The 14,745-nt window shown below is 45.0% G+C and carries 11 protein-coding genes; 5 read left to right on the top strand and 6 right to left on the bottom strand.

Going from position 1 to position 14,745, the window contains the following annotated elements; all coding sequences use genetic code 11:
- Positions 1-104: 104 nt before the first annotated feature.
- Complete coding sequence (locus tag AB4384_RS01780; protein WP_017062653.1) at positions 105-1,691, bottom strand: BCCT family transporter; 1,587 nt, start codon at positions 1,689-1,691, stop codon at positions 105-107.
- Positions 1,692-2,167: 476 nt separating this feature from the next.
- Between AB4384_RS01780 and AB4384_RS01775 the strand changes: the two genes are divergently transcribed.
- Together AB4384_RS01775 and AB4384_RS01770 are read left to right on the top strand one after the other, a co-directional pair.
- Positions 2,168-5,335 (top strand): chitinase C-terminal domain-containing protein, encoded by a 3,168-nt coding sequence (locus AB4384_RS01775; RefSeq protein ID WP_372102946.1) that lies wholly within the window; start codon positions 2,168-2,170, stop codon positions 5,333-5,335.
- A gap of 294 nt (positions 5,336-5,629) precedes the next feature.
- A complete protein-coding gene (locus tag AB4384_RS01770; RefSeq protein WP_372117299.1) occupies positions 5,630-7,093 on the top strand; it encodes a diguanylate cyclase domain-containing protein in 1,464 nt (487 codons plus the stop codon).
- Positions 7,094-7,228: 135 nt separating this feature from the next.
- On the opposite strand, the gene AB4384_RS01765 is transcribed toward AB4384_RS01770, so the two are convergent.
- Positions 7,229-7,483, bottom strand: a complete 255-nt coding sequence (locus AB4384_RS01765; protein WP_017068159.1) for a YgjV family protein — start codon at positions 7,481-7,483, stop codon at positions 7,229-7,231.
- A 268-nt stretch (positions 7,484-7,751) separates the two neighbouring features.
- Between AB4384_RS01765 and AB4384_RS01760 the strand changes: the two genes are divergently transcribed.
- From AB4384_RS01760 to AB4384_RS01750, 3 genes are all read left to right on the top strand, one after another.
- Complete coding sequence (locus tag AB4384_RS01760; protein ID WP_017064475.1) at positions 7,752-8,339, top strand: DUF4136 domain-containing protein; 588 nt, start codon at positions 7,752-7,754, stop codon at positions 8,337-8,339.
- Positions 8,340-8,517: 178 nt separating this feature from the next.
- Positions 8,518-9,702, top strand: a complete 1,185-nt coding sequence (locus tag AB4384_RS01755; protein ID WP_017064476.1) for a D-alanyl-D-alanine carboxypeptidase family protein — start codon at positions 8,518-8,520, stop codon at positions 9,700-9,702.
- A 174-nt stretch (positions 9,703-9,876) separates the two neighbouring features.
- Positions 9,877-10,170, top strand: coding sequence for a YkgJ family cysteine cluster protein (locus AB4384_RS01750; RefSeq protein ID WP_080582263.1), 294 nt, complete (start codon positions 9,877-9,879; stop codon positions 10,168-10,170).
- Between the two features lie 166 nt (positions 10,171-10,336).
- Here the strand turns inward: AB4384_RS01750 and AB4384_RS01745 are convergent, their stop codons facing one another.
- The 4 genes from AB4384_RS01745 to AB4384_RS01730 all read right to left on the bottom strand — a co-directional run bounded on the left by AB4384_RS01745 (position 10,337) and on the right by AB4384_RS01730 (position 14,585).
- Entirely contained in the window at positions 10,337-12,013 is a 1,677-nt protein-coding gene (locus AB4384_RS01745; protein ID WP_372128761.1) for a pseudouridine synthase, read from the bottom strand.
- Positions 12,014-12,163: 150 nt separating this feature from the next.
- Positions 12,164-12,784: a glutathione S-transferase family protein gene (locus AB4384_RS01740; RefSeq protein WP_372128760.1), complete on the bottom strand. Its 621-nt coding sequence runs from the start codon at positions 12,782-12,784 to the stop codon at positions 12,164-12,166.
- A gap of 35 nt (positions 12,785-12,819) precedes the next feature.
- Complete coding sequence (locus AB4384_RS01735; RefSeq protein WP_372128759.1) at positions 12,820-13,851, bottom strand: NADP-dependent oxidoreductase; 1,032 nt, start codon at positions 13,849-13,851, stop codon at positions 12,820-12,822.
- 143 nt (positions 13,852-13,994) lie between these two features.
- The gene (locus AB4384_RS01730) at positions 13,995-14,585 is read right to left on the bottom strand and encodes a TetR/AcrR family transcriptional regulator (protein WP_372128758.1); all 591 of its coding nucleotides are present in this window, start codon (positions 14,583-14,585) and stop codon (positions 13,995-13,997) included.
- Between the last annotated feature and the right edge of the window lie 160 nt (positions 14,586-14,745).

The following is a 14,745-nucleotide window of genomic DNA, read 5'->3' as shown; positions in this document are numbered from 1 at the left end:
TTCGTAGATAGAAGTAACGAACAGATAAAACAAAGCCACTCAGGTGAATCACTTGAGTGGCTTTTTAGTGTTCTACGCTACCCGAAACTAAATCGGGTCAGGTATTAAGCGATACCTTGATCTCTTGCCATCTGCTTCGCGATCTTCGGCGCGTGCCATAGACACGGGAGCAAGATAAACGATACCGGAACCGCTGTGATTACAATGAACGACTGTAGAGCGGAGATGCCGCCTGAACCCATCGAGATAAGTGTGATCGCTACCGCACCCATGATGATACCCCAGAAGGTACGTACCGCTGCGTTTGGCTCTGTCGTACCCGTCATTACCACACTGATTGTGTAAGTCATTGAGTCACCTGTTGTCACGATGAACGTGGTCGTCAGGATCAGGAACAGAATTGCAATCAAAGTCGGGAACGGCAGTTGAGCGGTAATGGCCAGTAGCACAGCAGGAAGGTTAAAGCCTTCGAATGCACTAGAGATCACACCTGGGTTCTCTAATTCAAACGCTAAACCGCTACCACCAACGATGCTGAACCAGAAACACGTTACAAGCGGTGCAACGATGCTGATAGAAACGATCATTTGGCGAATAGTACGGCCACGTGAGATGCGAGCAATGAAGATAGCCATCATTGGGCCATAACCTAAGAACCAACCCCAGAAGAATACCGTCCAACCACCTAGCCACGCTGTATCTTGGCGGTATAGCGCCATTGGGATGAAGTTATCAACCATTTCGCCCATACCTTGCAGGTAGCCATCAACGATGAAGCTCGTTGGGCCAACAAGAAGGATGTAGCCGATTAGACACACAGACAAGATGATGTTGTAACGGCTTACCAGTTGGATACCTTTGTTCACGCCGCTCAAAGCAGAAAGCGTGTACATTGCGATAGCAAAGATAATAACGACACTTTGTGTAGCAAAGCTGTCGGAAATACCAAACAGTTCGCTTAGCGCGTAGCTGATTTGTAGGCCAAGGAAGCCGATAGGGCCGATAGTACCTGCGGCTACAGCCACGATGCTGCATGCGTCGACTACGTTACCAACCCAGCTGTTAATCGCTTTGTCGCCAAGTACTGGGTAAAGCAGCGTGCGAGGCTTAAGAGGAAGGCCTTTGTCGTAATGCAAGTGCATTAACACGATGGAAGACAAACCACCTAAGATTGCCCATGCAAGGAAACCCCAGTGCATGAAAGATTGTGATAGAGCATTGAACGCCATCGCTTGAGGATCTGCGTTGCCATACAGTGGCGGAGCTGAAACAAAGTGAGCAATAGGCTCTGCGGCTGCCCAGAACACCCCACCGCCGGCTAGCAGCGTACATAGGACGATAGACATCCATTTAAAGGTGGTCATTTCAGGTAGGGCAAGCGTTCCTAAGCGAACGTGGCCAGTGCGACCTAGTGCAAGCACTAAACCGATAATGAAGTTGAGAAGTAGTAGGACTTGCCAGAAAGCACCGAACCATTTAGTTGAATAACTAAAGCCGATGTTTACAAGTTCGGACAACACGGAGGTGTTGGTGAAGGCTAGGATGACAAAGAGGGTTAAAAAACTGCCACTAAGCCAAAAGACTGGGTTTCCGAGTTCCAGTTTTTCACCCAAAGATTGAGCTTTATTGAAATCGATAGAAGTAGATTCTGCGTTGATGTTTTCGTTGGCGACTTGCGTCAAGTTGGACATTATTTCTTCGCTATATTTGGCTCTTTCGAGCCTATGTATTTCTCCCACACTTGCATTGGAAATGTGAGGTTCGTCAAAAAAATCCGCGATACTACCACAATTGTTAAGAAAAAGTGGGCAAATTTAGAAAAGAAATCAGTTCTACGGCGAAATCAATCCCTTTTGGTTAGTTTTAAAACGAAATTTCAGAACGAACAAATAAAGCAGATATGAATAGAGTTTTGTAATTAAGGATACGAATTAGGCGATATTTTTTAGCGTACCGAAATAAATTTAATATTAGTTGTTCGTGCAAAATAAGTGTCGACTCATTGCATGCTATAAACAAATTAATGCGAGTCATTTTATAAATATCGAATATTTTAGGTGTTAAATTGGCACTGTTACCTACAGTTGTTTTGCGAAGAGATTTAAGTGATGAGAAATATGACACTTAAATTAAGCATCTTGAAACAATAACTTAAGGGACAGCTAACATGCACCTAAACCAAGGAAGAGTGGCCAAGAAGGTTTTTACACTCAGTACTCTCACCGCGTCATGCTTAATGGCGTTCAACAGCTATGCGGCTGTGGATTGTTCAACGTTAGAAGCGTGGGATTCCGCCACGGTGTACACCGGTGGTGATCAGGTTTCACATGACGGCAGCGCGTACTCAGCGAATTACTGGAATCAAAATAACAACCCGAGCCAATTTGAGGGTGACTATGCACAATGGAAAAAGATTGATGTGTGTAGTGGTGGCGGAGGTGGCGGTACGCCAAATGAAGTACCAACGGCTTCATTAACGGCACCCTCTGCTTCTGACGTGATTACTGAAGGCGATAATGTTGTATTGAGTGCAACAGCACTAGATTCTGATGGCAGTGTGGCTTCGGTTGAGTTCTTTGTTGATGGCGCATCTGTTGCGGTAGTCACAGCGGCACCTTTCGAAGCGACTTGGGCTGCAACGTCGGGTAATCATCAGGTTTCTGTTGTTGCAACGGATAATGAAGGCGCAGCAAGTGTTGCAAGTGCGGTTTCTGTTTCTGTTGATTCAGCACAACCAGGGAATGAAGCACCGACAGTTTCAGTTGCACTTTCAGTGACATCTGTTGATGTTGGTGGTGTAGTCACACTGACAGCAACGGCAGCAGATAGCGATGGCACGGTTGATAAGGTTGATTTCTACGTAGCGGGTGCTCTTGTGGGCACTGCTGCAACGAGCCCTTACACGTTAGATTACACAACAACTCAAGCGGGTTCTTTAGCGGTTTACGCGAAAGCAACAGACGACCAAGGTGCGACTGCAGATTCTGCGTTGGCATCTTTGACCGTGAACGGCGCTCCAACAGTGAGCACATGTCGCCCTGATGGCTTATATCAAACTCAAGGTGTCGATGTTCCTTACTGTACAATTTACGATGATGAAGGCCGTGAGAAAATGGGTGCAGACCATCCCCGTCGTGTCATTGGTTACTTCACAAGTTGGCGTGCAGGGGATGACCCACAAGCTGCTTACCTAGTAAATGATATTCCTTGGGAACAACTCACACACATTAACTACGCTTTCGTGAGCATCGGTTCAGATGGCAAAGTAAACGTCGGTGATGTAAACGATCCAAATAACGCAGCGGTTGGTAAAGAGTGGCCGGGTGTGGAAGTTGATCCGGCATTAGGCTTCAAAGGTCACTTCGGTGCATTAGCGACAGCGAAGAAAAAACACGGCGTGAAAACGTTAATCTCAATCGGTGGTTGGGCTGAAACAGGTGGTCACTTCGCGACTGATGGCAGCCGCGTGGCTGATGGTGGTTTCTACACCATGACGACCAATGCTGATGGTTCTATCAACCATCAAGGTATCGAAACATTCGCGACTTCAGCGGTCGAAATGCTGCGTAAGTACCAGTTCGATGGTCTAGATATCGATTACGAATACCCAACCTCAATGGCGGGTGCCGGTAATCCATACGACAAAGACTTCATGGAACCACGTCGTCAATACCTGTGGGCTTCGTACCAAGTGTTGATGAAAGTGCTACGTGAGAAGCTCGATGCGGCGTCTGCGCAAGATGGCAATCACTACATGTTAACGATCGCAGCGCCTTCTTCTGGTTACCTATTACGCGGTATGGAAACATTCGATGTAACCAAGTACCTCGATTACGTAAACATCATGTCTTACGACCTTCACGGTGCGTGGAACGATCACGTAGGTCATAACGCAGCCTTGTTTGATACGGGTAAAGATTCAGAGCTAGCGCAGTGGAACGTATACGACACGGCGGCTTACGGTGGTATTGGTTATCTGAACACGGATTGGGCTTACCATTACTTCCGTGGTTCTATGCCAGCAGGCCGTATTAACATCGGTGTGCCTTACTACACTCGTGGTTGGCAAGGCGTAACGGGTGGTGAGAATGGTCTTTGGGGCCGAGCAGCACTGCCAAACCAATCTGAATGTTCAGCGGGTACGGGTGAAGGCGAGAAAAACAACTGTGGCCATGGCGCTATTGGTATCGACAACATGTGGCACGATACCGATCCAAAAGGTAACGAAATGGGCGCGGGTTCTAACCCTATGTGGCACGCGAAGAACCTAGAGAAGGGTATTTGGGGCTCTTACGCTGAAGCTTACAAGCTTGATCCTGTGAATGATCCTTCAGATGTTCTAACGGGCACTTACACGAGAAACTACGACAGTGTGGCGGTTGCCCCTTGGTTGTGGAACGCAGAGAAGGGCGTATTCCTTTCAACAGAAGATAAACAGTCTATCGACGTGAAAGCGGACTACGTTATCGACAAAGAGATCGGCGGCATTATGTTCTGGGAACTAGCAGGGGATTATAACTGTTATGTTCTCGATGCGAATGGCAACCGAACGTCTATCGATACGACCGAACAAGCGTGTAACAGCGGTAACGGTGAGTTCCACATGGGTAACACCATGACGAAAGCTATCTACGATAAGTTTAAGTCTGCAACACCATATGGAAACAAAGTAGCGACGGGTGCTATTCCAACAGAAGCGCTAGATATCGCGGTATCGGTTGGTGGCTTCAAAGTCGGTGACCAAAACTACCCAATCAACCCTAAGATCACGTTCACGAACAACACAGGGCAAGCTCTTCCGGGTGGAACTGAGTTCCAATTCGATATCCCAGTATCTGCACCTGATAACGCGAAAGATCAATCGGGTGGTGGTTTGACCGTGATTGCTTCAGGTCATACTCGCGCGGATAACATCGGTGGACTAGATGGAACCATGCACCGAGTGGCGTTTACGTTGCCGACATGGGAAGAGCTTCCTGCTGGCGGTGTGTATGAGTTAGACATGGTGTATTACTTGCCAATTTCTGGCCCTGCTAACTACGCGGTGAATGTCGGTGGCGTTGATTACGCGTTTAGCTTCGAGCAGCCAGATCTACCATTAGGTGATATCAGTTCAGGTGGCGGTAACCCTGGCGATGGTGGCACCAATCCAGGTACATGTGATACGGCAGGTTTAGCGGTTTACCCAGACTTACCTCAGAAAGATTGGGCAGGTAACCCAAGCCATGCAAACACAGGAGACCAAGTGGTTCACAACGGTAGTGTTTACCAAGCAAACTGGTGGACAAGTTCTGAACCGGGTAGCGATGGTAGCTGGACTCAAGTTTGTTCTTAATTTAATGCTAAGCAAACTATTTATAGACAATAGAGTGTAGTAATAGGTAATAAACACAAATGCTTTTAAGTCTATTTATCAGGAATTAGTATCAATTAAGTAATCAATCTAGACGTAAAATCAAAAAGCCGAACTGAATCCAGTTCGGCGTTTTTGTTATAAGTCACAGATTACGTATAGAAACCCTTAAAAATATCGACACTCGTTCAGTAAAAAATAAAAACATGATATAAAACAGTCTGTATATAAGAGAAGTCACAGCGTTACCTGAAATTATAAATCTACGGGGTAATCTTGAAAGTCAGACGTAAATACATTCTTAATTTTTCAATTGCGCTCGCCGTCGTGTCGATGATTCTTTCTGCCTTTCAATTTAATCGAACTGAAAGGTCATTGTTGGAATCTAACCAACTGTTTTTTCGTACGATTGTGAACGCGAGTTACGATATTGTCGACACCACAGTTAATGAGGCGATAAAGACATATCTTAAAGGAATTACGGATACCGTTGCGTCTCATGTATGGCATACCACGCCAGAACAAGAAGTTGAACAGGTAAGCCAAATTGCCCGTGAATTGCATATTGGACAATCGGGTTATATCTATTTGATGTCACCCCAAGGCGTCCATCTCTACCATCCATTCTTGCAAGGTCAGAAGCGTGGGCATCTTACTCATATCCAAAAACAGCTCACTATTGACTCTGGCATGATCGAGTACTTTCACGCTAACCCTCATGAGATAAGCCGCAGAGCCAAAGTCGCTTATTCGATGAGGCTACCGAGTGGTAATACTTTGGTTGCGACGACCTATAAAGAAGAATTGATGTATTTGGTCGATCTTGAAGGTTTAAAAGATAAACTTAGAAAGTATGCGTTTGGTGATAGCGGATATGTGTACATTGTCGATCTGCAGGGTAACTTAGTGCTTCATCCAGATTATGAGCACAAATCATTGAAATCCTTAATAGGCTACTCGTCTGAACTGCTTATTGATCGAATCGCCACCAAACCAGAAGGTCAATTCAGTTACTCGATTTCCAGTGATAGTGGCACGACCAACAAAAAAATCTTCTATAAGTTTTACCCTTATCTTAATTGGGTCATTTCTGCAGGTATCTTAGAGCAAGAGCTTAATCGAAATCATAGCCTATTGTTTATTAGCTTGATGGCTTTGGTTGTAAGTTTGTTGAGCATTATTGTCGTGTTGGTGCTTTACCTGCGGCATCGTCATCTTAGAATCTTGGATGTGGCAAGCCTCGATTACCTTACTGGGCTTCCTAGTCGACGGAGTTTTATCGAACAGCTAAAACTGAAAATTACTCAAAGGTCGCCTTATCCGCTAACAAATGTCGGTGTCATTTTGCTGGATATTGACCATTTCAAGCGGGTGAACGATCAATATGGTCATGCTCAAGGCGATAGGTTTATCTGTGAGGTCGCAAAATCACTGAAGAGATTTGTTAACCGTCGTCGTTTGATTGCACGCTATGGCGGTGAAGAGTTTATTTTGGTGACGTTTGATTGTGATGAACATGAGTTATTCGAATTATCAGAGGCGTTACGGTTATGTGTTGAGCAACTTCAAGGCTTAGTGTCGCCAGTAACAATCAGCGCTGGTTGTTGCCATGCTCAAGCACTGACTGACATTGAAACCGCTATCGATAAAGCCGACAAAGCGCTTTATCAAGCAAAAGAGAGTGGACGTAACAACACTCAAGCGTATCGAGAGAACGAATATCACGTTGCTTACATGTGATCGGTTGAAAGCCTCATTGAATTGAAAAGTTTTGTTCACACAAATCGAGCTCTTGAGAACGACAAACACAAAAAAGCCCAAATAGATCGCTCTATTTGGGCTTTTTCAGAATTATTTGAAAGGCTAATCGTTAATTTAAGCTTTCGCTGCTTTCATCGCTTCCGTTTTTTTTTCCTTTTGCATTTTTGCAAGGAAGTAGATGTTTACACAAGCGATAAAGCCGTTGGTGGCTGCAACTGGCCATGCGTCAATCATGATGCCGTATGCTGTGAAGAGTGCACAGCCAATAAAGTTAAGGACACGCAGACGAACGATATCTTTCATTGTTAATGAAATTGCGACCATAATAGACGCAGCGTAACCTAAAATTTCAACCATATTGAATTCCATTGTTTGACCCTCTTAAATTTGCCGATACTTTGTCGGTACCAATTCTTCTCTTCATGAGATGATTGAGGAAGCTCCGTGCCTCGAATGGTCTGGTTTTGTTTAACGGGGAGAACTATACCAACTCTGTTTTTGTGATTAAACCCCCAAAACAGACAGAGGTGAAGGTTAGCGATTACGCAAACGTTTAATGACCTTTCTATTAACATAATTACTATTTATGTTGGAGGTTGAATTGATAGTTATTCTTATATAGGTAAGGAAGCCTCGAATGATAAAACGATCCATTTGTGCAACAAAAAGCATAAAAAAAGCAGCACTATTGGCTTTGATGGCTATTGGGCTGACCGCATGCTCTACGCAAGAAATACCACCCACACACAATTATGGTGTGGTCACTAGCGGTGACTTTGGTTTCATGAAACACGGCGTGATGACGTACTCCTGGCACCCTGAGTCAGAAAAGGTTTACCTTTCTCAAAAATACGACGAAACCGTGGTAACCGATTTAGTGCGTGATTCGATTCAAGAACAGCTCTCAAGTAAAGGTTATCAGTTAAAGCAGGATGGTGTCGGTGATGTTGTTGTAGGCTTTGGATTAGCGGAAGAATCGGAACTGAACGATGAGTCTATCTTCGATGCGATTAAGCTATCTACTGGTGTGCCATTTTACGATGGTGAAGGTAAAGTCGCGGAGAAAGGGTCGTTGTACATTGCGTTTTTCGTACCTAACTCAGAGGTCGTACAATGGCAAGCATTAGCACAGTCTGGCATCCAACCTGATTTAGAGCCAAGCGAGAGCAAACAGCGTATTACTGGCTTTGTTGAAATGTTATTTAGACGCATGCCTGAGCGATAGCATTAGGCGTTGAATGCATTCGTGGAGTAAATATTAGTTGTGGAAAATATGGTCAGATCGCAGATTATACTTTTTTATTTGTAACGAATGGTACAAATACGTAAAGCAACGTAAAGTTCGCGCTTCTTTTGCTAGCATTTGTCTATACTGCTCAAAACGTTAACTTAGGTTTGATTCAATGAAACTGTTTTCCAAATACTCTCTCCCTCTATTAAGTATATTCATTGTAAGTAACGCCGCGATGGTAAGTAATGCAGCTATCGCAGCACCTTCTATAGTACCAAGCCCACCTAGCCTAGGCGCAAAAGGGTATGTGTTAATTGATTTTAATTCTGGTGATGTGCTGGTAGAAAAAAACGCACATACGAAGTTAAACCCAGCAAGCTTGACCAAACTGATGACCAGCTATGTGGCAGGTCAAGAGATGAAGCGAGGCAACATCTCTGCTGATGATCAGGTACGAATCAGTGAGAACGCGTGGGCGAAGAACTTCCCAGACTCTTCAAAAATGTTCATCGAAGTAAACACCGATGTAGCAATGATGGATCTTTATCGTGGCTTGATTATTCAATCCGGTAATGATGCTAGCGTTGCGATTGCAGAGCATGTTGCAGGCTCACAAGATGCATTCGTTGACCTGATGAACTCTTGGGCTACCTCTCTGAAGCTAGAAAACACCCATTTTGCCAATGCACATGGTTTGGATGCAGACGACCTCTATTCGACTCCTTACGATATCGCGTTACTCGGTCGTGCCATTATTCGTGATTTACCGGATGTGTATGGCTTATACAGCGAACGCTCTTTCAGTTACAACGGCATCACTCAACATAACCGTAATGGCTTGTTGCGTGATAGAAGCTTAACCGTTGATGGCATGAAAACGGGCTACACCTCTGGTGCTGGCTACAGTTTGGCGAGTTCAGCGACACAAGGTGAGATGAGACTTATCGCGGTTGTGATGGGCGCATCAAGCGTTAAGAGCCGTGAATCAGACAGCAAACAGCTGTTGAGCTACGGTTTCCGTTTCTTCGATACACTAAACCCGCATAAAGGCGGCGACCAAGTGGCTGAAGAGAAGGTATGGTTTGGTGAGCAAGACACATTGAAATTAGGTGTGGCAGAAGACACGTTCATTACGTTGCCTAAGTCAGACAGTAAAAAGCTGACTGCATCTATCGAGCTTAACTCTGAACTGAAAGCGCCAATTGCAGAAGGTCAAACTCTAGGTGTGGTTCATTACACCGTTGATGGCGAAGATGTTCAAACTCAGCCTTTGATCGCGCTTGAAGCGGTTGAACAGGGCGGTTTGTTCAAACGTTTAATAGACTACGTTAAGCTGTTCTTCGCGAGCCTGTTCTAAATAGAGCCTGTGGCGATAAGCCGCGCTGAAAGTCGAAATATTATGGGTGTTGTGAGTGAATCACAGCGCCCTTTGTTATTTCTACATCAATGAAAACGCCGCGCCGCACTATCTTTATTAGCCGTAGCGGGCGGTTTCGATTACTATACGCAAAATTTAGCAGTGTAGTCACTTATGACGATAGATATAAAGAACGTAACCGAACCCGAAGTAACCTGTGCAAATTGTCAGGCATGCTGTTGTCGTTTAGAGGTTATGATCATCACAGATACGGGCGTACCTGAAGAGCACATCGCTTATGATGAATGGGGCGGTGAAACCATGAAGCGCTTAGACGACGGCTGGTGTTCTGCGGTAGATAGAGAAACACTGATGTGTACTATCTACGAAAACCGACCATGGATCTGTCGCGAGTTCGAAATGGGCTCTTTCGAATGTGTTGACCAGCGCAAAGATGTGATGGGCTAGGCGTCTGCAGTATTGAACTCAGTAACTAAAGTACGCTAATGAACTGTGATAATCACATTAAAATTAAATATCAGGGTTCTATACCTTAAGCAGTTGTAGAACCCTGATGCGTTTTATGAGATCAAATATTGAGTGAGATAAGAGTCTTAGCTCGATAAGTTAGAGTTTAGAACTCGGAAGGCACTTCAAACTCCATCCATTCACCGGTTGTCGGGTGAATCAACTTTAAGTAGCCAGCGTGCAGGTGTAAGCGCTCGCGTTTGTATCCGTATAAGTCGTCACCACGAATAGGTACACCAAGCCCTAATGGATGAGCACAGTGCACTCGCAGCTGGTGGGTTCGCCCTGTTTTAGGGTACAAGTGAACCTTGGTTTTGCCATTGTGAGTGCTAACCACTTGCCAATGGGTCTCTGCATTTCGGCCGTGTTGGTGACAAACCAGTTGTCTTGGTCTGTCCGTGATGTCGCCGCGCAAAGGAAGGCTGATATTGCCAGGTTCGCCCGTTATCTCGCCATCTAACAAAGCGGTGTAGCGTTTCTCTACGGTTCTATTAATGAACTGCTTCTGAATATGCTTGTTTGATTCCGCCGTGAGCGCCAAGATCAACAAACCTGACGTCGACATATCCAACCTATGGATAATCAAAGGACCAGTCGCATCCGGGTAACGCGCTTTTATGCGGGTATAAACTGAATCTTCGATGAACTTACCGGGAACCGACAAGAACTCTTCAGGCTTATTGACGACTACGATTTCATCGTCTTCATAAACAATATTAAAAGACTTACCAACCGCAGGGTTCACGATAAGCGGGTTATCTTCTAGCTCTATGCCACTTAACTGGTGTTCGAGGATCTCAAAGCTTTTACTCTGACAAACAGGGTAGAGGTTTGCGTGTTGTCGAATGATGTCTGTAGGCGGTAATCCCCACCAAAATTCAGACAAAGCTAACGGCTTGAACCCGTGTTCAAAGGCGAAGTTAAGCAGCTTTGGTAGGCAGCAGTCACCAGAGCCTTCAAGCGCGTCTTTACCATCGAGCAACTCGAGTAAATTCTTAGATTGCTTGGCTTGATTGATAAAGCGATAGTGAGAGAGGCGTTGAGTTTCCAACTGTTGTGAAACTGCTTGGTGATCTTGCTTACGGTTTTTCAGTTCGCTTTCAATCAAATCAATTTGTGATTGGCGCTCTGCGATCTTCTGTTTCCACTCAATACGAAGTGCTTTTAGGTCACGTTTCTCTTGGCTACTTTGATTGCCCAGTTGTTTGAGCAAATTCGCCGCTGACTCTAGATTCCCTAATGCTTTTTCTTGATTGGCTTGTTCTCTGAGTTCGTTACGCTGAGCTTTGTTTGCGGCCATTGCTAACTGAAAGGCTTCGATAGCTTTTGCTGATTCGATTTTTAACCCTTCAAGCTCGGCCAATAATGTGTCTAGATTGTGCGACTGTTGCAGCTTTTCAATGTCGTCCGCGAGTTGCAACTGTCGAGCAAGGTTCGCACTGTTCTGAGATTGAAACTGTTTTGAATCGAACGCTGGTGGAACAAAGTGAATGTTGTTTAACTGAGAGACCACAGCCGGGTCTAACTGCAAGCCTGAAAACGCAGAAAGGTAGCCTAACTCTTGCGTGGTTGGGTTCTGCACAAGAAGCACAGCGTAGAGATTACCTTGCGAGGTTTCATTCACACCACAGTCGATAAGTGACTGTTGAAGCTGCAACATAGCGAGTTCACACACAGGGTGTGGCGTATAGTAATACGGGAACGTAAAGCGAGTCGGTAGCGCTAAATCGACATTCGTGTTTGCTAGGTGCAGAGGTGTGTATTGAGCGAGGTTTGCTGGCATTAAGATCAAACTCTATGGCTGTTCAGTTAGAGTTCGGTATTGTTGTCGAAATGAAGACAAATGAGAAGCCAAAGCAGAAGATAAATCGGCTTTGGCTTCATTTAGTTTCTTGTGTTTACCCTAGCAAGCACGTGTTTGAGTGAAACTCGATCAGTTCGAGTGTTCTAGCTCTACTTGCTCTGCTTTTTGGTAAGCAGAGTGGCTTGTTAAAAGCTCACCGTATTTAGCGATGTTCGGGTAAAGCGCAGTTGCACCAAAGTTACCAACGATTTCTACGATGAAAGACATCATAAAATCTGCACCTGTCAGTGTGTCTGCAACCAAGTAGGTTTTACCTTCAAGTGCATCATTCACGTAAGTTAAGATCTTTTGGTTTTCATCGTCTGCATAACCGCCTAGGAAGTTAGTTTCGCAGCCGTCTTTCATCACAAAGATCTTAAGCAACATTGGCAAAATACCTGAACTCTCAGCGAAGTGAAGCCATTGCGAATACTCGACGTAGTCTGCGGTGCCGCGTGTAGGTGCGAACTTACCCTGACCGTATTTGTCGATTAGGTATTCCGTGATAGCTCCAGATTCAGTGATCACGACGCCATCGTCTTCAATGACAGGAGATTTACCCAATGGGTGAATGGATTTAAGCTCTGGTGGCGCAAGAAAAGTGACACTGTCGCGTTGGTACGGTTTGATTTGGTAATCCACCCCAAGCTCTTCCAATAGCCAGATGATGCGCTTTGAGCGCGACTTATTCAGGTGATGTAAAGTAATCATGATTCTACCTAGTTAACGGGTTCAGTTTATTGAATTTATTTAGCTTCATTCGTTTTGATTACAAGCTTACCGAAGTTCTGACCTTCCAATAGACCCATGAATGCTTGTGGCGCATTCTCTATACCTTCAACCAGGTGCTCACGATAGTGCATCTTGCCTTGAGATAGCCATTCTGTCATTTGAACAGCAAACTCGTTGTATCGGTGTGCATAGTCATCAAAGATGATGAAACCTTGCATCTTAATTCGTTTAACCAGCAGCATACCCATCAGGCTAGACATACGATCTGGGCCTTCAGGCAGTGAAGTCGCATTGTATTGAGAGATAAGGCCACACACAGGAATACGAGCACCTGTGTTAAGTAAAGGCATTACTGCATCGAATACCTTGCCGCCAACGTTTTCAAAGTAAACGTCGATGCCGTTGTCACACGCTTTAGCCAATTGCTCTGCGAAGTCGTCAGCTTTGTGATCGATACATTCATCAAAACCAAGAACCTCTTTCGCGTATTGGCACTTCTCTTGACCGCCTGCAACGCCGATAACACGACAACCTTTTAGTTTACCGATTTGTCCAACGGTTGCGCCTACAGCACCTGTTGCTGCTGCAACGACTAGCGTGTCGCCTTCTTTAGGTTGGCCGATATCAAGCAAGCCCATGTAAGCGGTAAATCCAGGCATACCCATGATGCCAAGCGCGTAAGAAGGGTGCGTTGGTTCTTTGCCGAGTTTGATGAGGCCTTCACCGTTAGAAACTCCAAGATCTTGCCAACCTGTGTAAGCCAGTACCCATTCGCCAATTTCGTAATCAGCGTGGTTTGATTCTTCAACCTGACATACGGTTGCGCCAACCATCACTTCACCAATCGCAACGGGATCTGCGTAAGATTTAGCATCGCTCATACGACCACGCATGTATGGGTCTAGAGAAAGGTAAACTGAGCGAAGTAACATCTCGCCGTCTTTGATGCTTGGCGCAGCTACTGTCTCTAAACGGAAGTTGTCTTGAGTTGGTGCGCCAACTGGGCGAGAAGCCAATACGATGCGGCGATTGTCTTGTTGAGTCATTGGATATCCTTAATTTATGTTTTATATATTTAGAATTAGACCAGTCGTCTAGTCTTGTTGTCTAAAAATCCCGCCGTCATCAAATTGATAAGAGGGCGGGTGATTTCTTTTAAGTTAAAGCCAATAAAGCGCGCTGTGCCTTATTAGCTTTCACCTTTTAAAATTCGTTCGGTAAGGCTCAAAGCTGACTGTAAGCTATGTGAACTCTGGCTCAGTTTGCTTAATAAGCTGGCGCCTAACCACATTGAGTATAGGTTCTGAGCGGCTTCTTGGCTGTCTTCTACCTTTATGGAGTCATCTGCAATACCGCCGACAATGCACTGCTCGATGGTATTCGTCACTTTCTCTGCACCTTTTAATAGCGCTTGGCGCATAGGATCAGAAAGATCAGAAACTTCCGCGCTGAGTTTAACGACCAAGCATTTATGAGCATTACAAGTGCCGTTTTCGGTCTTGGCCCATAGCGAGAAATAGCTCAAGATTCGCTGATAATGATTACCTTCACCGTGTACTAAAATTGCTTCAATCTTAGTGATGTAGTTTTCAAAATAGTGTTGAATCAACGCCTCGCCAAATTGCTCTTTAGATTTAAAGTAGTGGTAAAACGACCCTTTCGGCACGTCCGCTTCTTTAAGCAATTGCGATAGGCCAACGCCGTTAAAGCCGTTGTTTACTATTAGTTGATAGCCAACATCTAAAACATGCAGGCGTGTGTCATTCGTTTTTTCGTTCATGGGCGGTACTATAAGTTAAATTAGACCAGTCGTCTAGTGGTCGGTTTTCGAGGGTATATTTGGTCGTTGTTAAAGTCGCTAAATAGCTCAATATCTAAAGTGGCTTCAAATGTTCAGATATAAAAAAGCCCCAACATGGTGTAATGCCGTTCACTTAAGA

This window comes from Vibrio sp. 10N.261.51.A4 (assembly GCF_041471945.1).
GTDB lineage: Bacteria > Pseudomonadota > Gammaproteobacteria > Enterobacterales > Vibrionaceae > Vibrio > Vibrio crassostreae_C.
Note: the sequence above shows the minus strand (reverse complement) of the source record. Positions and strands in the feature narration are given on the sequence as shown.

What these genes read in the sequence shown, in the direction of transcription:
- AB4384_RS01780 (WP_017062653.1), bottom strand. Translation starts at nt 1,691, where the DNA reads ATGTCCAACTTGACGCAAGTCGCCAACGAAAACATCAACGCAGAATCT.
- AB4384_RS01775 (WP_372102946.1), top strand. Translation starts at nt 2,168, where the DNA reads ATGCACCTAAACCAAGGAAGAGTGGCCAAGAAGGTTTTTACACTCAGT.
- AB4384_RS01765 (WP_017068159.1), bottom strand. Translation starts at nt 7,483, where the DNA reads ATGGAATTCAATATGGTTGAAATTTTAGGTTACGCTGCGTCTATTATG.
- AB4384_RS01760 (WP_017064475.1), top strand. Translation starts at nt 7,752, where the DNA reads ATGATAAAACGATCCATTTGTGCAACAAAAAGCATAAAAAAAGCAGCA.
- AB4384_RS01755 (WP_017064476.1), top strand. Translation starts at nt 8,518, where the DNA reads ATGAAACTGTTTTCCAAATACTCTCTCCCTCTATTAAGTATATTCATT.
- AB4384_RS01750 (WP_080582263.1), top strand. Translation starts at nt 9,877, where the DNA reads ATGACGATAGATATAAAGAACGTAACCGAACCCGAAGTAACCTGTGCA.
- AB4384_RS01745 (WP_372128761.1), bottom strand. Translation starts at nt 12,013, where the DNA reads ATGCCAGCAAACCTCGCTCAATACACACCTCTGCACCTAGCAAACACG.
- AB4384_RS01740 (WP_372128760.1), bottom strand. Translation starts at nt 12,784, where the DNA reads ATGATTACTTTACATCACCTGAATAAGTCGCGCTCAAAGCGCATCATC.
- AB4384_RS01735 (WP_372128759.1), bottom strand. Translation starts at nt 13,851, where the DNA reads ATGACTCAACAAGACAATCGCCGCATCGTATTGGCTTCTCGCCCAGTT.
- AB4384_RS01730 (WP_372128758.1), bottom strand. Translation starts at nt 14,585, where the DNA reads ATGAACGAAAAAACGAATGACACACGCCTGCATGTTTTAGATGTTGGC.